At 36.3% G+C, this 22,635-nt stretch carries 19 protein-coding genes; 12 read left to right on the forward strand and 7 right to left on the reverse strand.

Features of this window, described 5'->3' with window-relative positions; all coding sequences use genetic code 11:
• Window positions 1-5 precede the first annotated feature (5 nt).
• From K6I41_RS05265 to K6I41_RS05290, 6 genes are all read left to right on the forward strand, one after another.
• On the forward strand, window positions 6-1,169 hold the full coding sequence (locus K6I41_RS05265; RefSeq protein WP_250375334.1) for an acyl-CoA dehydrogenase family protein: 1,164 nt from the start codon (window positions 6-8) through the stop codon (window positions 1,167-1,169).
• Window positions 1,170-1,210: 41 nt separating this feature from the next.
• Window positions 1,211-1,987, forward strand: a complete 777-nt coding sequence (locus tag K6I41_RS05270) for an SDR family NAD(P)-dependent oxidoreductase (protein ID WP_250375335.1) — start codon at window positions 1,211-1,213, stop codon at window positions 1,985-1,987.
• Window positions 1,988-2,007: 20 nt separating this feature from the next.
• The gene (locus K6I41_RS05275) at window positions 2,008-3,582 is read left to right on the forward strand and encodes a class I adenylate-forming enzyme family protein (protein WP_250375336.1); all 1,575 of its coding nucleotides are present in this window, start codon (window positions 2,008-2,010) and stop codon (window positions 3,580-3,582) included.
• 65 nt (window positions 3,583-3,647) lie between these two features.
• Complete coding sequence (locus K6I41_RS05280; protein ID WP_250375337.1) at window positions 3,648-4,145, forward strand: hypothetical protein; 498 nt, start codon at window positions 3,648-3,650, stop codon at window positions 4,143-4,145.
• 108 nt (window positions 4,146-4,253) lie between these two features.
• On the forward strand, window positions 4,254-5,321 hold the full coding sequence (locus tag K6I41_RS05285; protein WP_250375338.1) for an MBL fold metallo-hydrolase: 1,068 nt from the start codon (window positions 4,254-4,256) through the stop codon (window positions 5,319-5,321).
• Between the two features lie 209 nt (window positions 5,322-5,530).
• A complete protein-coding gene (locus K6I41_RS05290) occupies window positions 5,531-7,366 on the forward strand; it encodes a DUF1302 domain-containing protein (RefSeq protein WP_250375339.1) in 1,836 nt (611 codons plus the stop codon).
• A 658-nt stretch (window positions 7,367-8,024) separates the two neighbouring features.
• On the opposite strand, the gene K6I41_RS05295 is transcribed toward K6I41_RS05290, so the two are convergent.
• Together K6I41_RS05295 and K6I41_RS05300 are read right to left on the reverse strand one after the other, a co-directional pair.
• Window positions 8,025-8,918, reverse strand: coding sequence for a hypothetical protein (locus K6I41_RS05295; RefSeq protein WP_250375340.1), 894 nt, complete (start codon window positions 8,916-8,918; stop codon window positions 8,025-8,027).
• Entirely contained in the window at window positions 8,918-10,627 is a 1,710-nt protein-coding gene (locus K6I41_RS05300; protein WP_250375341.1) for an ORC-CDC6 family AAA ATPase, read from the reverse strand. Before K6I41_RS05300 ends, K6I41_RS05295 begins: the two co-directional genes overlap by 1 nt.
• A 106-nt stretch (window positions 10,628-10,733) precedes the next feature.
• Between K6I41_RS05300 and K6I41_RS05305 the strand changes: the two genes are divergently transcribed.
• Both K6I41_RS05305 and K6I41_RS05315 read left to right on the forward strand, forming a co-directional pair.
• Complete coding sequence (locus tag K6I41_RS05305) at window positions 10,734-11,891, forward strand: N-6 DNA methylase (protein ID WP_250375342.1); 1,158 nt, start codon at window positions 10,734-10,736, stop codon at window positions 11,889-11,891.
• 725 nt (window positions 11,892-12,616) lie between these two features.
• On the forward strand, window positions 12,617-13,162 hold the full coding sequence (locus K6I41_RS05315) for a TetR/AcrR family transcriptional regulator (RefSeq protein ID WP_250375343.1): 546 nt from the start codon (window positions 12,617-12,619) through the stop codon (window positions 13,160-13,162).
• A 106-nt stretch (window positions 13,163-13,268) separates the two neighbouring features.
• On the opposite strand, the gene chrA is transcribed toward K6I41_RS05315, so the two are convergent.
• From chrA to K6I41_RS05330, 3 genes are all read right to left on the reverse strand, one after another.
• Complete coding sequence (gene chrA, locus K6I41_RS05320) at window positions 13,269-14,621, reverse strand: chromate efflux transporter (RefSeq protein WP_250375344.1); 1,353 nt, start codon at window positions 14,619-14,621, stop codon at window positions 13,269-13,271.
• Entirely contained in the window at window positions 14,618-15,544 is a 927-nt protein-coding gene (locus K6I41_RS05325; RefSeq protein WP_250375345.1) for a chromate resistance protein ChrB domain-containing protein, read from the reverse strand. Before K6I41_RS05325 ends, chrA begins: the two co-directional genes overlap by 4 nt.
• Window positions 15,545-15,646: 102 nt before the next feature.
• On the reverse strand, window positions 15,647-16,534 hold the full coding sequence (locus K6I41_RS05330) for a LysR family transcriptional regulator (protein WP_250375346.1): 888 nt from the start codon (window positions 16,532-16,534) through the stop codon (window positions 15,647-15,649).
• A 276-nt stretch (window positions 16,535-16,810) separates the two neighbouring features.
• On the opposite strand from K6I41_RS05330, the gene K6I41_RS05335 reads away from it, so the two are divergent.
• The 4 genes from K6I41_RS05335 to K6I41_RS05350 all read left to right on the forward strand — a co-directional run bounded on the left by K6I41_RS05335 (window position 16,811) and on the right by K6I41_RS05350 (window position 20,390).
• Entirely contained in the window at window positions 16,811-17,242 is a 432-nt protein-coding gene (locus tag K6I41_RS05335; protein ID WP_250375347.1) for a DoxX family protein, read from the forward strand.
• Window positions 17,243-17,273: 31 nt separating this feature from the next.
• Window positions 17,274-18,188 (forward strand): VOC family protein, encoded by a 915-nt coding sequence (locus K6I41_RS05340; protein WP_250375348.1) that lies wholly within the window; start codon window positions 17,274-17,276, stop codon window positions 18,186-18,188.
• A 109-nt stretch (window positions 18,189-18,297) separates the two neighbouring features.
• Window positions 18,298-19,758 (forward strand): alginate export family protein, encoded by a 1,461-nt coding sequence (locus K6I41_RS05345; protein ID WP_350028592.1) that lies wholly within the window; start codon window positions 18,298-18,300, stop codon window positions 19,756-19,758.
• Window positions 19,759-19,775: 17 nt separating this feature from the next.
• Complete coding sequence (locus K6I41_RS05350) at window positions 19,776-20,390, forward strand: M17 family peptidase N-terminal domain-containing protein (RefSeq protein ID WP_250375350.1); 615 nt, start codon at window positions 19,776-19,778, stop codon at window positions 20,388-20,390.
• 94 nt (window positions 20,391-20,484) lie between these two features.
• On the opposite strand, the gene K6I41_RS05355 is transcribed toward K6I41_RS05350, so the two are convergent.
• Together K6I41_RS05355 and K6I41_RS05360 are read right to left on the reverse strand one after the other, a co-directional pair.
• Window positions 20,485-21,396 (reverse strand): ornithine cyclodeaminase family protein, encoded by a 912-nt coding sequence (locus K6I41_RS05355; protein WP_250375351.1) that lies wholly within the window; start codon window positions 21,394-21,396, stop codon window positions 20,485-20,487.
• 112 nt (window positions 21,397-21,508) lie between these two features.
• Window positions 21,509-22,477: a threo-3-hydroxy-L-aspartate ammonia-lyase gene (locus K6I41_RS05360; RefSeq protein ID WP_250375352.1), complete on the reverse strand. Its 969-nt coding sequence runs from the start codon at window positions 22,475-22,477 to the stop codon at window positions 21,509-21,511.
• Between the last annotated feature and the right edge of the window lie 158 nt (window positions 22,478-22,635).

Consider the following 22,635-nt stretch of genomic DNA (forward strand, 5'->3'; position numbering starts at 1 on the left):
ATTCAATGAGTCATGTATTCAAAACTCAAGAGCAAAAATTAGCAGTAGATGGGTTACGTCGTTTTCTAGATGCAGAAATTGAACCTGTAGTGAAGGAATATCGAGATCAGTTTATTCCAAAGGAAAAGATGCAAGAGATCATGCGCCAGTTGGTTCAGTATGGTCTGGTTGGTGGTGTGATTAGTGAGAAAAATGGTGGTTTAGGTGGTAATGGAGATGACTGGCTGACTGGCATGATGTTATTTGAAGAGTTGGCATACACTTCAATTGACTTATCTACTGTGACATTGATCAATACATTCGGTGCTGTTTTGTTGGAATCAGTCGCGCCAGCACATTTACGCGATCGTTACTTGCCTGGCCTACTTAGTGGAGAAACCTTCATCAGTATGGGGATCTCTGAACCAGATGTTGGCTCCAATGTCATGGAGATTAAAACACGTGCCCGTCGTGACGGCGATGATTACATCATTAATGGTGAGAAGACATGGATTAGCAATGGCATGTATTCAGACTTTCTGATTTGTACTTGCCGTACAAGTGATGATCCGAAGAAAGGACTAACACATTTCTTGTTAGACCGAAAAGAACATCCTTATGAAGTGCGTAATATTCACAAAATCGCCATGAACAGTCAGTCGACTTCACAGATTTTCTTGTCAGATGTACGTGTTCCTGCCAGCAATATTATTGGTGGTGAAGGAGATGGCTTGAAAAATACGCTACGTTTATTTGAACGCTCTCGTGTCTATGTAGCAGGTCAGGGATTAGGTATTGCACGACGTTCGCTAGAAGAGTCTGTACGTTATGCGCAGGAACGTCGTCAGCACGGCAAAGTGATTGCTGGACATCAATTAATTGCAAGCATGCTTGCTGATATGGCAACAAAAGTTGATGCCTCTCGTCTCTTGATTCACCGTGCCGCACAAATGATTGATGCTGGTGTTCCTGCTGAAATGGAAGCTGCTATGGCGAAATATTACGCTGCTGAAGCTGCGGTAGAAATTTGTCGCCAAGGTGTGCAGATCCATGGAGCTAACGGCGTAACGACCGAGTTCCTAGTAGAAAAATTAGCACGTGAAGCCATTATTGTTCCGATTCCAGAAGGTACATCACAGATTCAGCAATTGATTATTGCTCGAGCACTAACTGGTGTCGGTGCATTCTGATCCTAAAGGGAATTTAAAGCAAAAATTAAAGGAAATCTAAAATGCAAATTAAAGACAAAGTAATTGTAATCACTGGTGGTGCATCTGGTTTGGGTTTAGCAACGACCCGATACATGGTTGAAAGCAAAGGTGCAAAGGTTGCTATCTTCGATTTGAATGCACAAGCAGGTCAAGTTGCTGTAGATGAATTGGGTGATGCAAACGTACTGTTTGTTGCAACTGATGTTTCAGATGAAACTTCAGTACAAAATGCCGTGAATGCAGTGATAGACAAGTTTGGTGCTATCCATGTATGTATCAACTGTGCTGCTATCCCTACACCAGTAAAAGTATTAGATCGTGATGGCAAGGCCACATCGTTAGCTAAATTTGCTCAAGCGACTTCGATTAACCTTAATGGTGTGTTCAACGTAATGTCTAAGTGTGTTGAGCAAATGGCAAAGAATGAACCAGAAGCTGCTGAAGAACGTGGTGTCGTCATTAATATTTCTTCTGGTGCAGCCTATGAAGGTCAGATTGGTCAATGTGCTTACTCAGCAACTAAAGCTGCTTTGATTGGTATGAATATGCCAGCAGCGCGCGAGTTAGGGGCAATTGGAGTACGTGTAAATACCATTGCTCCAGGACTATTTTCAACTCCTATGGTTCAGAGTTTAGATGAAAAGATTGTGAATGCCTTACTCAGTCAAGTTGAAGCTCCTAAACGCTTTGGCGATATGCGTGAGTTTGCTCACTGCTGTGCTTTCATTATTGAAAATGCTTATGTCAATGGGGAAAGTATTCGCCTGGATGCTGCTAGTCGATTACGTGCTCGTTAGTTAGATACTAGGAAATCATCATGAAAATGGACTTCAGTTGGATTATGCAGCTACTCGCTCAAAGCTATGGCGATCAGCTCGCATTAGTAAATGTAGAGAGAAATCGACGTTTCAGCTACAAAGAGCTGCATCTTGTCACTAATCGTATTGCAAACATGCTACGCGATACTTTGCAGGTGAAATCCGGAGATAAATTATTGTCTATTTTAGACAACGATAATCTCAGCTTGATGCACTTGGCTGCTAGTTTTAAGCAAGAAGGTACATTGGTATTTACGAATTACCGAGATTCGCTTGAAGAACATACTTGGCAGGTAGAGTTAATTAAACCCAGAGTAGTTTTTCTTGAAACAGCTAATCTGGATCGCTATTACGACATGCTACGTCTACATGGTTGCCAGATTATTGTCATGGACTCTATTGTTGAGCCTCGTGAAGGAGTACATGATTTTTGGGCATTATTGGAAACTTCTTCATCAGCTAATACGAATGTGGAATTAGATACACACGATCATTTAGCTTTGATGCGTTTTACCGGTGGGACGACGGGTCGTGGCAAGTGTGCGATGTATAGCATGGATAACTTACTGAGTACATGTGACAGTGTATTTACTCACTCTGAATTTGGAATAAGTAAACATACTCGGTTTTTACATTTTGCCCCACTTTCACATGGCAGCATGTTGTTTTATTTAGCGACATTATTTGCAGGTGGTACTACCTATACACAAAACTTGCCTGATTTGGTGCAATGGCGACGGGTGGTGGAATCTGAAGGAATTACACATTCTTTCTTAGTACCTACCTTGTTATATCGTTTACTTGATATGCAGCGTAGTGATCCGAGAGATCTATCTTCATTGAAGACTATTGTTTATGGTGCGGCTCCAATGAGTCCAACTAAACTTTCGGATTTGGTGGAGTGCTTTGGATCTATTTTTGTCCAAGGATATGCAGCTACAGAGCTGGTGATGTTTATATCGACATTAAGTAAATATGATCATCGGACTGATAATGAAACAAGTATTCGCCGTCTTTCCTCAGCAGGCAGGGTGTCACCTGGGGTAGCTGTATACATTGTAGACGAAACTGGTCGTCCATTACCTTTAGGTGAAACTGGCGAAATCATGATTCGATGCCGCGGAGTGATAAAAGGATATTACCAAAACCCAGAGGGTAACGCTGAATTTGTTAATGGTGCTTGGAAGTCTGGTGATCTTGGTTATATAGATGATGATGGCTATCTTTTTATTGTCGATCGTAAGAAAGACATGATTATTAGTGGTGGTTTTAACATCTATGCAGTCGAGGTTGAAGCTGCTTTAGCATCACATCCAGCAGTATTGATGTCAGCTGTAGTGGGTATTCCTCACGAGGAGTGGGGGGAGGCTGTTCATGCCGAGGTGGTTTTACGTTCAGGTTGTCAGAGTACAGTAGAAGAACTGATTGAACATGTTAAAAATAAGCTTGGTCGCTATAAAGCACCTAAGTCTATTTCATTGGTAGATCAATTGCCTGTTTCGACAGTCGGGAAAGTAATCCGCCGTATAGTGAAAGATAAATACTGGAGAAATTCAGGTCGTAAAGTGAACTAGTTTAAAACAGCAAGTTTTCTGGAAGTCTTTCAATTGATTTTTAGTCTTGTTAATCGAGGTGTCCCATGATTCATCCATTATCACCTTTAGGTGTAATTCATACGGTTATTAGTCTGGTGCCAATCATTGCGGGCATCTATGGTTTTATTCGCTATCACATGATCGATACGTCAAAGCTCTCGGGTAAAATTTATCTTATCAGTCTGGCATTAGCAGTAATTACTTCTTTCGGGGTATCGAGTACAGGCGGTTTAAATGAAGGGCATGCTGTTGGTGTCCTGATTCTTATTATTGCTTTCGGTAGCCTGTTAGTACCCAAAATAAAATTTCTTGGAAAGCTCCGACCATATTTGTCTGTATTGGGGCTATCGTTGAGCTTTTTCTTGTCACTCGTACCTGGTGTAAATGAAACACTGACTCGATTACCTGTTACGCATCCTTTGGCAAGTGCACCGCTGGCGTCTCCGATACCTCAAGTATTATCCGTGCTCTTCATTCTTTTTATTGTGGGGTATATAACGCAGTGCGTAATGATTCATTGGAATAATAGTAAAAAAGTATAGCCATACTGTCGTGGTTTGCGTTGACCAACTATAAGTAAAAGGGACTGAATTCACAGCTTTACGGGCTCAGTCCTATATAAATACTTAATGCGTTGAAAAGGATTTCTTATGAAAATTTCACAAGGTAAGTCTGGTGCGGATTTAAATTATCCGTTTCAGGAAGCTCCTGCACTGGGAGAGATGATAAGCCTTGTACCTAGTGTTCGCTGGATCAGATTACCTGTAATTGGTGAATTGGGTCATATCAACGTATGGGCAATAGCTGATGGTGAAGGCTGGACAATTGTGGATTGTGGGTTGTTCACACCTGAAACAATTGAAGCATGGGAAAAATTACTTGTTCAAGGGTTAGAAGGTCATCCTGTAAAGCGTGTAATAGTGACACATATGCACGTTGATCATATTGGGATGGCAGGTTGGCTCACACGGCGTTTTAATTGCTCACTCTGGATCACCGCACTTGAATATCAAGGGTGTGCTGACTCTTTGAAAGGAGTAGATCTTGATCAGGGAGTCGCATTTTATCGTAAAGCAGGCTGGTCAGATGAAATGCTGGCTGAGTATTGTGAACAGGCGAATGATTTGATTCGTTATGTAGATACGTTACCGCTTCAATTTAGAGCACTAATCGAAAATGAACAGTTAAAAATTGGTGAGTATATTTGGGAAGTTGTGACTGGTAGAGGGCATTCACCACATCACGCATGCTTGTGGTGTAAGGAACTCGGGCTTTTTATTTCTGGTGATCAAGTTTTACCTACTATTTCATCAAATATATCTGTTGTACCAACAAATCCGAGTAATGATCCTCTTGGCCACTGGCTTGACTCAATCGAAAAGCTTAAGAATTACATACCAGATAGTGTTTTGGTTTTACCAGCTCACGGTTTGCCTTTCTATGGTTTGCATTCACGACTGGCACAGCTTGCTGTAGGGCATAAGAATGGTCTTCAACGATTACGCAATGTATTAGATCAGCCTGCTCGAGTTATTGATCTTTTTTCAGTGCTATTCCGATATAGAAAAGAGTATTCGGTTTGGTTATCACAACTTGCTACAGGTGAGTGTATAGCTCATTTAAATCGATTACTTGCACAAGATGACATTGAGGTGATTCAGGATAGTGAGGGCGTTAACTGGTATATAAATCGATTAAAGGGCCAAATTTCTAAATAAAATTAAAACTTTATTTGGATGGTAGGAGGATTATTAATAAGACATAAAACGTAAGGTAGAGAAAAACTAACAGTGAGCTAATTCCAAAAAGAACAGGAAAATTAGAGCTCATGATGCATAAATAAATCCACTTATTTACTTTAAATTTCACGTGAAAATTAATTCATGTGAGGGATAGTCACACTCAATCATATGGATATGGAGTTAATATGAACAGCCAATTATTAAACTGGGATGCAACAAAAAAGTACATTCTATGGGTACGAAAAATAGGAACGAGTTTAGTCTTTATTGTCTCTCTAGCAGATACAAATGCCGCTAGTTTTGAGCTTAATAAAGACTGGAAGTTCGATACAACGACTAATTTGAGTATTGGATCAAGTTGGAGTACGCAAGATGCTGATAACGCATTAGTTTATAAACCAGATGCAAACTCTATTGGAAAAAATGGTTCAAGTATTGATGTTAACGGCGATGGTGGTCGTATTAACTTTGATAAATATGATCCAATTTCACAAATTATTAAAGGTTACACTGAATTTCGTTTAACAGGCCAACAACAAGGAGCAGTGTTAAGTACCAAATATTGGTATGACCATGCTTATGAAACAGGAAAAGGAGATTTAGATCCATTTGATGATTCAGAATGGCCACGACTAGCTAAATTTAAAGGTATAGATCTTTGGGATGCTTATATTTGGAAAAATTTTGCTTTGGGAAATGGCCAAACGGTGAATTTCAAATTGGGTAAACAAGCTTTAAACTGGGGCAAATCTCAATTTTTCCAGAATGGCATAAACTCTGTAAATTCATTAGATTATGCTGCTATAAATCGTCCTGGAGGCGATGCTAAAGAAAGAATCATTCCGACAGAAATGTTTTCTTTTGAAGCTGGAATAAATAAAAATCTCAAACTTGAAGGCTTTTATCAGTTGAAATTTAGACCTTCTGTACTGGATGGTTGTGGAACCTTTTTTGCAACAGCAGATTTTGTGCCTGAACATTGTAGCCCGATTATCATTGCAATTACGCCAGGTGATAAGCTTACGACGACTGCTTTAGAGCAAGGGACTGTTATACCTCGTACCGAAAGCCGTTATGCAAAAAATAGTGGACAATATGGTGTTGCTTTAAAACAAATAATACCTAAATTAAATAATGCCGAACTCGGTGTTTATTTTGCAAATTACCACAGTCGCGAGCCTAATTTTGACGGTACCTCTGTAACTGCACCAGGGGTAACCAATTATGATACGGCACAATACAACTCAATATATCCTGAAAACGTGAAACTATATGGATTGAGTCTTTCTGGAAAAGTTGGGACTACTGCATTATTTGGTGAGTTGAGCCATAAGCCGAATCAACCATTACAATTAAACGGTACTGATATTGTATATGCACAATTATTAGCAAATGACACACCACTAACAGAACCAGGTACAAGGGTTAACTTGGGAGAACATATACAAGGCTATGTACGATTACCTGTAACTCAATTTTCGTTAGGTGCAAGTAATAATATTCCCAATGTTTTAGGTGCTAATGCTTTCTCATGGATGGCTGAGTTAGGCGTTAATCATATTGCAGATATTGGAAACAGCCGTATAAAGAGATCCAGTGCTTTTGGGCGAAGTGAGTTGTCATCAGGTCCGTATAACCCTGAAACTGGCGCGAACAAATGTATTTCTTATGGTATGGGAAATCTTTCGAATGATGTTATTGATAACATGAATCAGAAGTACTGCAATAAAGATGGCTTTTATACAGAATGGTCGTATGGGTACCGCTTACGTGGGGCTCTTACTTATAAAAATTTATTACCTGAAACAGTTATTACACCTAGTTTGACATTTCGCCATGATGTAAATGGTTATGGACAGAATTTTCAAGAAGGACAAATGAGTATCATGGCTGCTGTATCGGCTGTCTATAAACAAAAATATTCTACTGAGCTTGCCTATGTAAACTACTTTGGCTCGAATGATTATAGTGTTATGGATGATAGAGATTTTCTTTCATTAGTGTTTAAAGTAAATTTTTAAACTAGCAAATAAAGAAAATTAAATTAGTAAAACTAGTAATAGTTTCTAGATAGCCCACCTTAAATTGTAACCTCTAAACACTGTAACCTTTCATCCTTTCTGAAAGGTTACACCCTCAAAGCCTTATTGTATAAAGTTGTAACCTCAGTAACCTTTGTAACCTCTAAAATTTAGCTGTTTCTTAAATTAAAGTGAGAAGATAGTTATTGATATAAAGCTGCAGCAAAGACAGTAGGAATATTTTTGTATCATAGCTTGTATCATTAATATTACTTGTTTTTTTAAATGATTAATTATCAACATTTTATGTGGTTGTTTGGTATTGGATATACCTACCAAGATTTAAAGTCATATAAACTCGAATAGCTTTACATGACTTAAAAAGCCCTAAACTATAATGGTTTGGGGCTTTTTTATTGGTTTTATAATTTAATTTCACTTTCTATAATAGTTTAAAAAGAGAAATTTCATTTCCTAAAGCAAAATTGGAAACAATGTTTCACTCTACTACATGAAATAAGAAAAGATAAAAAAGAAATTTTATCTCACTAATAAGGAATTCCCGAAAGTTGATAAGAAATCCCTTATTAAAATTTAGATAATTAATAGAAGGTAAAATAATATTTACTACTAATAAATTCTCAAGTTAATTTTTAAATCATTTGTAATGGTCTCTAAAAGAATTATAAGCTTTTTTAGCATCATAGATTTCAAAGCCTACTTTTTTAGATTCTGTATTTAATTCTTCAGAATTAAATAAGTTAAAATACTGATTAAACCACTTTTTATCCTTTGTATAATTCCAAGATATTTCAGAATTTTCTTTAATATATCGATTAATTAATTCATTAAAAGCAAAAGAATTAAATGCTTTTATACAATTTAAGCATACACTACTTGCTGTCTGTAAAAAATTTACATCTAATGCAATAGGCTTTTCAAAAAAGTTTTTATGTGAATCGATTCCAAGCTTAATAGCATTCTTCGAACCAAGTAAACCAGCTCTATGTACAATGCAATGTCGCAAATGACATAATTGATCAAACATGTCCAGACAGTTACTTAAATCTTTTTGGCTACCACTTGCTTTTTCACTGGTGTTAATAGCAATTCCTAAAAATGAATTAACAGTTTTCTTAATATTATCTTGAGAAATGAAAGAACAATTCTCTAATAAAGCTTCAGGAAGTAATTTACTGTTATGATGAATAGCAGCTGCATAAGTTAATTGTTGCTCTAAACAGTTTTTTAAAGCAATATTATCAATTAAAATAGTACGTCTAATTATTCGCCTAAAATATGATTCTACATTTGATACAAAACCTAATAAAAACAAATTATAAATATCTCTATCATCTTGGTTTGATATATCAAGTATCTCAGCTCTTTCTATTTCACCTAGTTTAATTAAGAAAGATTTATTTTTACGAATATAAATATCGATAGGAGAGAATTTGTCATCATCATGATCAGCAAATAATTTGTCAGTATTAAAAACTGTAGAGCGAGTATCGCCGTTAATTTTAATAAAAAGAGGGGATTGCTTAGCCATTAGTATAAAAACTCCTCCATACCTCTTTTTGCTTCTTCAATAATGATAGAAGCCCTTCTTTCACCAACACCTCTGGCTTTTCTCAACTCTTGTGCAGGATTTGATGATAAAATGATATCAGCTACAGTCTCTATTCTAGTTTCTTCTGCAATTTTACGTTTTAGCCAAGGAGACAAGGGTAAATCAATAACTTTTCTAGATATAAGTTCTTCAAATGTAGATTTATTAATTAGTTCAGATCCACAAAACATGCAAAATTTTTGATCAATATCTCTTCTTGGATTTCCACATTGGCCACAACTAGGCAATTCTAAAGATAGATTTTCCAATTGTTCTTTTGGTATAAATTCAGCGAAAGAATTTTTCCTGTGAGGATGCTTCTCTTTTGGATAATTTATATATTCTGAAAAATTATTAATATAGCCACTTCGACCTAGTTGGTAAGCTCCCTCATTAAGCAATAGGGTAAAATGGGGTATGTAACGTTCATATACTCTTGGAATGTCATCAGCTTGTTTCCCATGTCTCACGGTACCAGCCCTTAATAGTAATCCAGTTTCTTCTAGTAATCTTATAATGATTGATAAGTCCCTATTTACCTTAGTAGAGTCAATATGGTCTTGGAGAATTCCTAGACAAATTTGTTGTTTTTCTTTATTAAGTGCTTCTTTATTAACTCTTGATATTTCTGAAACAATTTTTGTGAATATATCAAAGCCAGCTTGTACATAGTTTTTATACTGGGGCTGTTTCGTCGATAATGCTTTAAATTCTTGTAAAATTGTATCAGCTTGTTCTCGTATTACGGTATTGACTCTACTTTGATTTGTATGTTCATTAGTAAGGTTATAAGTATTTAAAAGATTTATGAACGCTCGGGGTACTCCAAATGCAGCGAACATAAAACATTTCTTTACATCATCTTTAATTTCATTTGAGAATCTTTTTTTATAAATTTCTTCAAAAAGATTTATATACTCATCATCCATTATTGAAGGCCAACAAGAAATACTCTCTGCATCTTGACCCACATGGAATCTAGGTCCAAACTCTGTATTAGGATAAACTGAGGCTTTAGGTGATATTTTTGATGATTTTAATGCTCTGAAAATATCAAAAAATTCAATCATATAATCTTTTGTTAATACGAGTGCCGCATCATCACATAGTAATATACAATGCTTTTTATTAACTTTTTCTAGTATTTTTTCAATGTAATTTGATACAGAGTGCACTGAAATTTTTTCTAAAAGAATATCTTGCCATTCCCTTGTTTGCTGTTTTTCAATTTGCTCACAAAAAATAGAAATATCTTCCCAGTCGATCCCTAAGAAATTATCAGGTTTTGGAGTTTTAATTTGATCTAAAGTCTCATTAATAGCTATTAAAATTTTTGATAAAACCCAACAGTGAAAATATTGGATGGCAATTGAAGTTGAATTTTTGAGAGGTTCAAGTCGTAAATATTTTGAAAAACTAACATAGATAGGAAAGCTTTTTGATTCTTCTGATAGAGATTTTTTATAAGCAATCTTCATATGATGTGTTTTACCAACGCCTCTAGGACCAATAATTAATTTTGATCCTCTCCCAAGTAATTTGTTAACAACATCGTTATAGAATTTTGTTTCAACTGTGATTTTTTCAAGCTCATCAAAAGTCATATGATCAGCTCTATACTCTAACTCTTCATCACTGTTTTGGTTCATAAATTGCCCCCAGATCTATTCTTTACTAATTAATTGATGAAAACAGTGGTACCATACAATGTCTTTAGCTATCATTCCACGTTAGTCAAAGAAGTTACTTGCTGTTATGAATAAAAAAATTGCACTGGGTCAGTTTTATACTCCGTTAACCTTATCTAAGGAAATGGTTAAGCTGGCATTAGAGTTGCTTGATAGTGATCCAAGTGAAGCGATTGAGCTGGCAGCAGGTGAAGGAAATTTAATAGCAGAACTTCGTAAACAAGTACCTTTTTGTAAAATTAGTGCCGTTGATTTAGATTTAGAAAATACTAAACTGTTAAAAAAACATGATACAGAATTTAAAGTTTATAATGCAGATGCATTGATGCCATTAAATTTTTTAGGTGAAGAGAAATTTATTTTAGGACTAGGAAATCCTCCTTTTTTGTCAAATATTCTTGTAGATAAATTTATACAAGAAATATTATCTAAATATTTGAATTTAGATTTTAAGGTTGGTAGTACTGTAAGAGCGGAATATGTTTTTATTTGTCAGTATTTATCTATTATAAAAAATAATGGGTTACTAGCTATTATTTTACCTGAATCAATTATATCTGGTTCTCGTTCTAAAAAGTTTCGCGAAGGTCTTCTGGAAAATTGGAGGATTGAAAAGATATTAGAAATACAAGGAAATCCTTTTGAACAGACTGAAGCAAAAACACATATTCTATTTATTCGTAAAGCTATACCAAATAAATCTAATATAAGTATTCAACGTCTAAATTTTTTAAATAAAGTTGAGGTATTAGGTGATATAAATATCGAACTATTAGAAGAGAGAATGGATTTTTCTTTCTTTATTAATAGTATGAATTATTCAAAACAAAGGAAATTAAGTGATTTTGCTGAAATTTCTAGGGGTAAACGGTCACATAAAGAATTAAAAGAATTAAATCAACCCTATTTACATACAACTAATCTTGACTCGAATCCTAATGAAGCAGTTCAAAAAATTGAGAATAATATAACTTATACAACAAGAGGAGATGTTGTGATGTGTAGAGTGGGCACAAGAATTGTTGGAAAATCTATTGAATATATGGGAGAAAGGATTGAAATAAGTGATTGTTTGTACAATATTAAATTTAAGGAAAATGTTATAAAGAAAGAATTTATGGATTATATTAATTCTCCGTCAGGTCTTGCAAGCCTAAAAGCTATAGCTAAAGGGGTGTGTTCTAGATATATTACAAAAAAAGATCTTGAAAACTTTTTATTCTAAAAATTAATTAAATCTTTAAGAAATTAAGTCGAAATTTCAGAATTTTACTAGAGAACAGTCATTTTATTAGTTCTCAAGTCTTCACATTTATTCTTCTTAAAAATGTTTTCTTCCAGCTACATTTATGGAAGTATTATAATTTTTATAAACCCTCATTTAACAATAACTATCTTATTATTTATCCTTACTTTTTAATGATCTAATTTAAAACAAATGTCATTTTGTGTGCTTGACTGCTAAAGGGCAGAGCACTATCCTTTGCCTGCTGGCCACATTGCCAGCCGGCTTTGACAGGCTGTTCTTCAAGTACATTGAAAAAACTCGTTTTTTTAATGTAGACCCGTTCGTCTCCCTTTTGTTGCGGTAGGACGGAAGGGGGACGCCTTCGTGCGTGCTGGGTTCTTGAAGCCAGTCTGTCAACCCTCTTTCGTTCTGCCACCATAATTCTATCAATGTCTGGCAGAACTCCCAATAAAAAGGAGTTGGCTTTGTACATTCTTAATTTCTTGGCAGCCTTTGCCAAAAGCTATAACGACACGACTTAAATCATATTTATCAGCTTGATTACCTTTAGGGTTTTCAGGCTTTAAGTCATTACGGCTAAAAACTTATTTCAACAATAAAACTTGAGATGTACCAAGCACAGTCTTACGGCTTTGCTATGCCTTTTTTTCTCCCAAAAAGTATCTCATTTAGAAACAACAAGAATTTATAACGGTAAAAATATGCCAAATTTAGAAACATCTTCAAAAAAATTAAAAGTGCTACATACAGCAGTAGATCTATTTAATACCTATGGATTTCACAATACAGGCGTAGACCTAATTGTCAAAAAATCCAAAATTCCCAAAGCCACTTTTTATAACTACTTTCACTCAAAAGAACGCCTTGTTGAAACATGCTTAACCCTTCAAAAAAGCCGACTGAAAGAAGAAGTGCTGGCAATTGTCTATTCACACCGCTACCCAAACACTGTCGATAAAATCAAAGAAATTGTCTGCTTACATGTCGATGTGAATAGCTTTTACCATCTTTTATTTAAAGCCATTTTTGAAATAAAACAGCTTTATCCAAGAGCCTACGGCATGGCAGTTGAATATCGAAAATGGTTGCTTCGAGAACTTTTTGATCTGGTCTTTAGTCTGGAAAGCAGAGCACTCAAACCCGATGCCAATATGGTTCTAAACCTGATAGATGGTTTGATGTTACAGACTTTAAGTTCAAACAGTTTGGATGAAAGAGATATGGTGTTGGATTGGTTTTTAATATGAAACTGCTCAGATTAAACAAGGCATTCCAATACTTTCACCATGTTCTGAAGCAACAACATAAAAAAAGAGTAAGCCTAATGATTACTCTTTTTACATCACAAAGTTTTTATATTCCAATGTATAAAAATAGACCGAAAATAGCTGCCGCTAAAATGACATACATCACTTTTACTTCAAAGTGGAATAGAGCAATGAATGCAGCAATTGCAATTAAAGCCGCTTCATAATTGAAAGATTGGCCAAATCCATGCGGCCATAAAACATGGTAACTAAAGAACAGTGCCAAATTTAAAATCACGCCAACTACGGCAGCAGTAATTGCAGTTAATGGAGCTGTAAACTTAAGCTCGTTGTGCGTTGATTCGATCACAGGCGCACCTGCCAAAATAAATACAAATGAAAATAGAAAGGTAAACCAAGTAACAATAGTCGCTCCGATTGCGCCTGCTAAAAATAAGTGTTCTGAACCTAATAAGGCATGGTTAAAGCCACCAAGAAAACCGACAAAAGCAACGACCATAATTAGAGGGCCTGGTGTACTTTCACCAAGTGCTAAACCATCAATCATTTGTGTTGGACTTAACCATCCATAATAGTTCACAGCACCTTGATAGACATAGGGCAGTACCGCATACGCACCGCCAAAAGTAAGTAAAGCTGCTTTCGTAAAGAACCATGCCATTTGGGTATATGCATGATCCCAACCGAAACAAAGACCAAGCCCCAGCACCGGAATAAACCACAGCAGCGCTGCAATAATCAGAATTTTAGTCAGATGCGACCATCTGAACTTTGCATGATCGGGTGTTGGTGTGTCGTCATCAATTAAAGCAATACCATAATCTTTTTGGCTATTTTTATGTCCAGCATTGCTAGAAAATAGCTCAGGATACTTCTTACTTGTAAAATAACCTGTGAGTCCTGCTGCCAAAACAATAAGTGGAAAGGGTAGATTTAAAATAAAGATGGCAAGGAAAGCGAGAGCAGCAATTAACCACAAAAATTTATTTTTGAGTGATTTACTACCAATTCGATAAGTCGCATGAAAAACAATAGCGACTACCGCGGGTTTAATTCCATAAAAAAGGCCAGCAATGACGGGAACATCACCGAATTTAATGTAGATCCATGATAATCCGATCAAGATAAACAGCGAGGGGAGGACAAATAAAACACCCGCAACTATACCTCCAACGGTACGGTGCATAAGCCAACCAATATAGGTCGCTAACTGCTGTGCTTCTGGGCCGGGTAACAGCATGCAATAATTAAGCGCATGTAAAAAACGTTTTTCTGAAATCCAGCGCTTTTGTTCAACAAGCTCTTGATGCATAACTGCGATTTGTCCTGCTGGCCCGCCAAAGCTGATAAATCCTAATTTGAGCCAAAACAGAAATGCGCGCCAGAAGCTGACAGGTTCAACGGGCGAGTCCAGTGAATTTTCTTTTTCTTGTATCATGAGCATTCTCTTTTTAAGTCGGCATATAAGCCATCAAAGATATAATTGGCCAATTCGAATAATTGGTCGTCGTTGCTGATCTGACTACGTAAACCTTGAATTACTTTTTCTATGCCTATTGCTTCTGGTGGTTCAAAACCGCCTACATCAAGATAGTGCACAATTTCCGCAATCTTTTTTAATGCAGGTGTTTCAAGTTCAAAACTATGCAAGAGAACTTCAAACGTAACGAAGTTATCAATATGCGTGAAAGCGGCACCATCAAAATCATAACCAAGCGCATGTGCGGGGCACTCAGAAGGAGACTCTAACCATATAAGCTGAGAGGATTCATCAATAAAATTTTTGATGAGCCAAGCTGACGCTAATCTGTCTATCCATGGATGCTTGCGGGTAGCCCAGACTCGATTTTGATAATCTTTCTTTAGAAGCCTCTTTATCTTTGCTTGAGTAAAAACGGGTTCATTGATTTCACCAAGGCGAGCAATAGAATGTTCGAGTGAAACCAGTTCATTAAGCGTTTGCCCTTGGATTTCGCTAGGGTAATAATCAATTTCTACAAGAGCATCAAAGCTCTTTCTTAATTTGCGGACTTGTTTAAGTAATTCTTTTTTTTCACTTTCATTTTGATTCTGATTTAAATCAACAAGCTGTTTACGTATAGCTTCATATTCTTCATTACGATTAAAAAGTGAAACAATTTCAAGGTTTAATGGCGCTTCTGTTTGAAAGATATAAGCTGAACCTTGCTCGGAGATTACATCCTGCGCGATAGCTTCAAACTTTTCAGAATGCGTAATGGGTAATAGATACACTCCATCACGAATAGTTGCGGCTCCGCTTGCTTTGAGTGAACGCCAGACTCTCATACGAGCGGTTGAGTTCTGAGTAGGGAGTGAAGATATGAGTAATGATATATTCATGTTATATACTCAACATATTTTGTTGAGTATATAACAAAAATATTTAACTAGTGTTAATCGTGATTAGAGCTTTTTTTATATACTTATAAGAAAAAAAGCGATCTACTGAGAGATAGCTTTGTATGACTGAAAATGCTCTAAGTTTGAAAAATGTTGCCTCAACGACTCTAAGAAAAGTTCAACCTTTTTTGGAATTTTTGAGCCATAGGGGGTGGTTGCATAAAAATGAACCGTTGATGAAAAGATGTCTTCTGAGCAATTAATAATAACGCCAGCATCTTCATATTTTTTTGCTAAGAAATCGGGAATAAACAAAATACTCTGGTTCTTTTGGCAAAAATCTAAAAGAATTTCTATATTATTGCAGATCAGTTGAGGGCTTGAGTTAATAATCTTATCTTTTAAATCTGATCTTGAATATAACGATATATTATGTTTTCTTAGTTCTTCTATGCTTTCAGGTTTTTCATGTTTATTTAAAAATGTCGTTGTTGCATAGAAGCTTCTTTTATAGCTATTTAGAATAAAAATATTTTCCTCTTTAATATCTTCTTCAATTTTTAAAACAATATCGAATTTATTTTCATTAATGTCTATTGATTTCTCTGAAAATAATAGGTCAATTTCGATGTTAGGATATTGGTTTAGAAAATTGGAAATAATTTCTGAAAAGCATGTCTGAATAAAAGCATCTGGAACGTTGATTTTTAATATACCTTCAGGATATTTTTGATCATAGATGAAGTCAATAGCAGCTAAATCTAACTCTTTAACAATAACTTTACACCGTTGATAAAACTTTTCCCCTGAGCGGGTGAGGTCCATCTTTCTAGTGTTACGAATAAACAATGATGTACTGAATAAACTTTCTAAATAAAAAATTCTTTTAGAAACTTGATCTCGAGTAATACCTAATTTTCTAGAGGCATTACTGAAGTTTCCACTTTCAACAACGCTAATGAAAGTATAAATACAGTCTAGTTTATCCATTAAATTTTGAAAGGCTAAATTGGCGTGTAGCTAAACTATATTATGAATTTTTACTTATCAATCATTGTATCTTTTAAGGATACAGTTTGTATTTAAATAGGTGTCTAGTAGTTTACGCTTATTTTTGATTTTATATAGTCTACTTATTAATTTTTTGGTGGATCATATAAATAATCATTTTAAATATCTAAATTAAAATCATGGTTCTTATAAATATTAATATTTTTATAACTTTGTAGGGTTGTTAAAAAATCGAAATACCAATGAGGTAAATAGATGAGTGACTTAATTAATAATAATCCTGTGTGGGTAAAAAAGATCTTATCAATTCATGGATTGCTCCCACTTCTTCGACTTGCATTAGTTTCAGCCTATTTAGTCGGTGGAATGAATAAATTAATTGGATTTCATGCGGCGATTGAAGAGCAAGCGAGTTTCGGTTTACAGCCTGCTTGGCTCTGGGCAGCTGCAGCGATTTTTATTGAAATTGTTGGCTCGCTCTTGGTTATTTTTAATCGTTTTGTCTGGTTGGGAGCGGGGGCTTTAGGCTGTTTAACCGCAATAGCGATGCTGGTTGCCAACGATTTTTGGAATCATACAGGTCCAGCATTTTTTAGCACATTTAATAGTTTCTTTGAACACCTCGGTCTCATTGCCGCTTTAGTGATGGTCACCATTCTTTCTAATCAACAAACAAAGTCACAATAAGTTGTAGTACTTAATTCTTACGGAGTCTTTTATGCGTAAATCATTATCAGCCTTGCTTTTAAGCACAATGCTAGTTGGCACAAATGTTGCCATTGTTCCTCAAGTTTTTGCCAAAACAACAACCAGTGTAAAAAGTGAAGCGCCCGGTGTAGCTCCTCAATACGATACAACGCATGTATATGTTAACCCCGAAGACTTCGATAAATTTACCGATAGCTTAGTCGCGACTTTTGGCGGGACCAAATCTAAACAGGGCGTTTTTCAGGTGACGCCAACACCAAGCCAGACCATTTCCCAGCTTGTACTGACTCCAGTAGGAACACTGTCTGTATTTGGTTTTAAAACTCCAATTCCACATCCTTTTGGCTTAGAAAGAACAGGCTATTTAGTCAAAGATATGGATGCAGCCGTTCAGTCTGCCAAAGCAAATGGGGCAGATGTGATTGTTGATGCATTTCCTGACCCAATCGGGCGTGATGCAGTCATTCAATGGCCGGGTGGGGTAAATATGCAGCTTTATTGGCACACGACTAAACCTAGCTATAACAAATTAGAGACCGTTCCAGAAAATCGTATTTATGTTTCAAAACAAAGTGCAGACTCTTTCGTTAAAAAGTTTGTCAATTTCTCGCACGGCAAAGTGGTTTCAGACAATCCGAAAGCGGCTGGTGTAGAGATTGGACGCCCAAATGAAACGTATAGACGTATTCGCGTTGAATCTGATTTCGGCAAAATGACAGTGTTAGTCACAGATGGTCATCTTCCATATCCATATGGGCATGATATGACGGGTTATGAAGTCAAAAATTTATCTGAGACTTTAGATAAAGCCACAAAAGCGGGTGTATCTGTACTGGTGAATGCCTATAAATCAGAGGGTCGTGAGGCAGCGATGGTGCAGTTCCCGGGCGGTTATATTGCCGAAATTCATGCTGCTACAAAGTAATTTATTCGCTTAATGATTGTTAGAAACTAACGCTCATATTGCCTAGGGGCAGTGTGAGTGTAAAAGACGAAGTCTCTGCAATGACCTGTTTATTACCGTGGATAACCATATGGCTCAGCCTATTTCTAATGATAGAAAATATCGAATTAAGTGCTCAGAAAATTATCTTAAAATTATAAAAATGAGCGTCTTGCTTACGGGTAGTTTATTTCTTTATGAATTTGCTCATGCAGAAAATGAAGCTTCAAACACAAATGCATGTCCAGCTCGCCCAAAAATCTCAACCAATCGTTGGCAAGAAAATTGGGATGTTTTAAAAAACTCGTGTGTACCAAAGAAAATAGGCGATGATTTCAAATATATACCCTTTGGCAATAATAATTATTTGTCATTGGGTGCGAATATTCGTGAGCGTTTTGAAGTCAATAATAATGCGAGATTTGGCAGCGGAAATAATCAAGCCGATCGCTATCTAATTCAAAGATTACAGGTTCATGCCGATGCACGTATTGGTGATCATTTACAATTATTTACTCAGTTAACTGATGCACGAGCGTTTGATAAAAAGAATATTAGTAGTACCGATCAAAATAGACTCGATGTAGAGCAAGCTTTTATTGCGTGGGTGAGTCCTTTAAATAATGGAACTTTTAAATTTAGAGTAGGTCGCCAAGAGATGGCTTTTGACTTACAACGCTTTATTTCAAATCGCGAGGGGCCAAACGTTAGGCAAGCTTTTGATGGCATTTGGTCGGGTTATGAATATGGCGATTGGAGAGTTTTAGGTTATCTCACCAGACCTGTTCAAATTGAAAAAGATTCAACTTTTAACGACCACTCGAAACGTAATTTAAGTTTTAGCGGCTTTCGCGTAGATAAACAAAATGTGTGGGGAGGTGAGTTATCTGGTTATTACTCACGTTATGAACGAGATAATGCATCTTTTACAAGCGTTAAGGGTAATGAAATTCGAGACTTATATGATGCTCGTCATATGGGTAAAAAGAATAATCTTGATTGGGATGTTGAAGGCATGTTTCAGCATGGAAGGATTGGCGGACAAACTATTCAAGCATGGGGACTCAGTAGCATTACAGGATACACGTTCGCTGACCAAGCTTGGTCGCCGCGTTTAGGTGTCCAGTTTGATATTGCCACAGGTGATAAAAACGCCAACGATAATGAACTCAATACCTTTAACCAGCTCTTTGCAAACGGCTCATACTTTACTTTGGCGGGTTACAGTGGCTACAGCAATATTATTCACATAAAACCATCTCTGACACTTAAGCCTTCCGATAAACTTACTCTGTTAAGTGCTTTAGGTTTTCAATGGCGTGAAACCACCAATGATGCAGTTTATTTCCAAGGTAATAACAGCATGGCAAACACAGCAGGCCAAGGCTCTAGCTGGACAGGTGCATATATTCAACTTAGAGCAGATCAAAAAATAAATGCTAATTTGTATGTTGCAGCAGAAGGAGTGCACTTTGAAGTCGGAGATACCATTAAGAAAGCAGGTGGTAAAGACGCAAATTATTTAGGTCTTGAGCTTAAATATGCATGGTAAAAATAGAAGAGAAAAATATGAGCACAGATTTAAAGCAAACTAAAATTGGCCATTATCAAAATCTAGACATCGAACTCGTGACTTGGGATTGCACCAGGGCCGAAGTTGATCTTTCTTGTGCTTGTATTTTTGAACATGAAATGAATAATCGTTCTTTTTCGGGCGGTTTGGCACATTTAGATGATGCTCTAAATGGAAGACTAAATGTAATACGAAAAAATAATTGGTTCAGCGCGAAATTGAATGATGTTCTTTTAATAAATCAAACGCCTTCAACCATACAAGCCTCTAAAGTGTTACTTATCGGGATGGGGGCACCAGAAGAGTTTACGGTAGAGCGAATCGAGATTGCGATAAAAACTGTTGTAAAGACAGCGCATCAACTGGAACTCAATAGTGTGGCATTTGCGCCGAGTATTTTAGATACAGGTCTGAATCCTCCCGCTGGTTTAAATGAACTTATGCTAAGAATTTTAAAAGAAGAGTTAGACAAACATCATCAGCTTTATTTGCAAAAATTAGTCAAAAAATCTGAAATTGAAAGATGGGTTTTTGATTCAGGTTTTCAAAACTATGATGTTAAGGCTGAGCAATATATAGCGTCTTTTACCAAAGTTTTTACTCAAGATTAATTCTGATTTTAAGAAAGAATTCGCAAAGCGTTATCAAAAAAAAGATGTTTTAATTTAACTGCATCAGCCTGAATGATGCAGTTAAAAGTAAAGATTAAGAAATTTCTAAAATTTTCTGGGCGATATATAAATCTTGGATCGATAGCCCTGAACTGTCATAAATTGTGATTTGTTTCTGAGACTGCCTACCTTGGGCATTTGCTAAGAGCACATCACCTATATTTGTTAAAGTTGTAGACTCAGGAGCATGTTGAAATTCACCAATAAGTTTAGACTGTACATCAAGATCACAAAATAAACCACTATGTGCAAATAACTCTGGCGGAAGTTCTTGTTTGCCTTTTTTATCGGAACCCATCGATGAAATATGAGTGCCGACTTTGACCCATTCTGCTTTAAAAAGAGGAGTGTGCGAAGAGGTTGCAGTCACAATAACATCAGCCTGTTCACAAGCTTCTTTTGCATTCGTAATATTAAGCTGAATACCTAAGGGTTTGAGTTCTTCTGCCATTTTTTCAGCTTTACTTGAGTCGCGTCCAACTATCAAAATCTGTTCGAAATTTCTAATTTTTGCTAAAGCCTCGCATTCATATTTGGCCTGATTTCCTGTACCCAATATAGCCAATACTTTTGAATCTTTTCTTGCCAAGATATTGGTCGCAACTGCATTAGATGCCGCTGTACGGAATGTATTGACTTTGCCTGCTTCAATGGCTGCTGCCATTTTTCCATTGGCTTGATTAAATAATAAAATGAGTGCGTTATGTCGAGGCAAACCATTTTTAGGGTTATCTTCCCAAAAAGAACCAACTTTAAGGCCAGCCAAGTGCTGGGTCGCCGATGACTTAACGCTAAAGGTATTTTTACTATTGGAACCTTGACCGTGAACCACAGGAAAACTTTTAGTGTCAGGTTGAATTGCAGCAATTAAAGCTTGGTAAATGGCGTCATAAGCTAGTTCATGATTGATGAGAGCAGCAGATTCAGACTCAGAAATAAATCTCATCATATCTCCAAAAGTTTATTTAAATTAAGACACGAGCAAGCCGAGAGACGAGTAGCATGTAATGCCTATCTATGACGCTTTAAATAACATCATAGATAGGCACTAATTTTTATTAAGCAGATAAAAACTCTACATATTTAGAAATATCGACGTTTCCACCACTAATAATGATGCCTATACGTTTGCCTTTTAACTCGTGCTTTAAATTACGCGCAGCAGCAAATCCGAGACATCCGGTCGGTTCAACGACCATTTTCATTCTTTCAGCGAAGAACTTCATACAGCTAATCAGGTCTTCATCTTCTACTGTCAAAATGTCATCTACATTCTTTTGAATAATAGGGAATGTTAATTTGCCTAAATATTGAGTTTGAGCACCATCAGCAATGGTTTGTGGCGTATCAATATGAACAATTTCTCCTTTTCTTAAAGACATTTGTCCATCATTTCCTAGAGCAGGTTCAACACCATATATTTTACAGTTAGGCGAGAGCTGGCGAGCAGACAGGGCAGAACCTGCCAATAAGCCACCACCACCTAAACATACAAACAGATAATCTAAGTCACCCACTTCTTCAAATAACTCTTTTGCAGCCGTTCCTTGTCCAGCAATTACATGAGGATGGTCATAAGATGGAATGAGTGTCAGGCCTTTTTTTTCAGCTATTTCTTTTCCAATTTTTTCCCGATCTTCTGTATAGCGATCAAATTCAACAATATCGGCGCCGTATTCTCGTGTTGCTGCCATTTTTGCAGCAGGAGCATCTTGGGGCATAACGATTATGGCTGGAATACCAAGAGTTTTTGCTGACAGTGCAATCGCTTGTGCATGGTTTCCCGAAGAGAAAGCAACCACGCCCGCTTTTTTTTGAGCATCATTGAATTGCAAAAGCGCATTCATTGCACCACGAAATTTGAAAGCACCAACACGCTGAAAATTCTCACATTTAAAAAATACTTCTGCTTCAAACTCATTGTTCACAGTACGTGAGGTTAAAACAGGAGTCTTATTTGCAAAACCTTTTATACGTTCAGCAGCGGCTGAAACATCTTCATAAGTGGGAAGGGTTAAATTTTTCATAATTAAACCTAATGCTATTCAATGTTTTTGGATGCAAGATTTACTATTGCTCAAGCAACGCACAATATATGGACCTTGTTTAGATAAAATATATATATTTAGATTAAATGTCTAATTTTATTTTCTAATGTGATAACAATGAGATATAAGATTTTGAT

The organism is Acinetobacter sp. AS23, assembly GCF_023612055.1.
In the GTDB taxonomy this organism is placed as follows: Bacteria; Pseudomonadota; Gammaproteobacteria; order Pseudomonadales; family Moraxellaceae; genus Acinetobacter; species Acinetobacter oleivorans.

What these genes read in the sequence shown, in the direction of transcription:
- K6I41_RS05265 (WP_250375334.1), top strand. Translation starts at nt 6, where the DNA reads ATGAGTCATGTATTCAAAACTCAAGAGCAAAAATTAGCAGTAGATGGG.
- K6I41_RS05270 (WP_250375335.1), top strand. Translation starts at nt 1,211, where the DNA reads ATGCAAATTAAAGACAAAGTAATTGTAATCACTGGTGGTGCATCTGGT.
- K6I41_RS05275 (WP_250375336.1), top strand. Translation starts at nt 2,008, where the DNA reads ATGAAAATGGACTTCAGTTGGATTATGCAGCTACTCGCTCAAAGCTAT.
- K6I41_RS05280 (WP_250375337.1), top strand. Translation starts at nt 3,648, where the DNA reads ATGATTCATCCATTATCACCTTTAGGTGTAATTCATACGGTTATTAGT.
- K6I41_RS05285 (WP_250375338.1), top strand. Translation starts at nt 4,254, where the DNA reads ATGAAAATTTCACAAGGTAAGTCTGGTGCGGATTTAAATTATCCGTTT.
- K6I41_RS05290 (WP_250375339.1), top strand. Translation starts at nt 5,531, where the DNA reads ATGAACAGCCAATTATTAAACTGGGATGCAACAAAAAAGTACATTCTA.
- K6I41_RS05295 (WP_250375340.1), bottom strand. Translation starts at nt 8,918, where the DNA reads ATGGCTAAGCAATCCCCTCTTTTTATTAAAATTAACGGCGATACTCGC.
- K6I41_RS05300 (WP_250375341.1), bottom strand. Translation starts at nt 10,627, where the DNA reads ATGAACCAAAACAGTGATGAAGAGTTAGAGTATAGAGCTGATCATATG.
- K6I41_RS05305 (WP_250375342.1), top strand. Translation starts at nt 10,734, where the DNA reads ATGAATAAAAAAATTGCACTGGGTCAGTTTTATACTCCGTTAACCTTA.
- K6I41_RS05315 (WP_250375343.1), top strand. Translation starts at nt 12,617, where the DNA reads ATGCCAAATTTAGAAACATCTTCAAAAAAATTAAAAGTGCTACATACA.
- chrA (WP_250375344.1), bottom strand. Translation starts at nt 14,621, where the DNA reads ATGATACAAGAAAAAGAAAATTCACTGGACTCGCCCGTTGAACCTGTC.
- K6I41_RS05325 (WP_250375345.1), bottom strand. Translation starts at nt 15,544, where the DNA reads ATGAATATATCATTACTCATATCTTCACTCCCTACTCAGAACTCAACC.
- K6I41_RS05330 (WP_250375346.1), bottom strand. Translation starts at nt 16,534, where the DNA reads ATGGATAAACTAGACTGTATTTATACTTTCATTAGCGTTGTTGAAAGT.
- K6I41_RS05335 (WP_250375347.1), top strand. Translation starts at nt 16,811, where the DNA reads ATGAGTGACTTAATTAATAATAATCCTGTGTGGGTAAAAAAGATCTTA.
- K6I41_RS05340 (WP_250375348.1), top strand. Translation starts at nt 17,274, where the DNA reads ATGCGTAAATCATTATCAGCCTTGCTTTTAAGCACAATGCTAGTTGGC.
- K6I41_RS05345 (WP_350028592.1), top strand. Translation starts at nt 18,298, where the DNA reads ATGGCTCAGCCTATTTCTAATGATAGAAAATATCGAATTAAGTGCTCA.
- K6I41_RS05350 (WP_250375350.1), top strand. Translation starts at nt 19,776, where the DNA reads ATGAGCACAGATTTAAAGCAAACTAAAATTGGCCATTATCAAAATCTA.
- K6I41_RS05355 (WP_250375351.1), bottom strand. Translation starts at nt 21,396, where the DNA reads ATGAGATTTATTTCTGAGTCTGAATCTGCTGCTCTCATCAATCATGAA.
- K6I41_RS05360 (WP_250375352.1), bottom strand. Translation starts at nt 22,477, where the DNA reads ATGAAAAATTTAACCCTTCCCACTTATGAAGATGTTTCAGCCGCTGCT.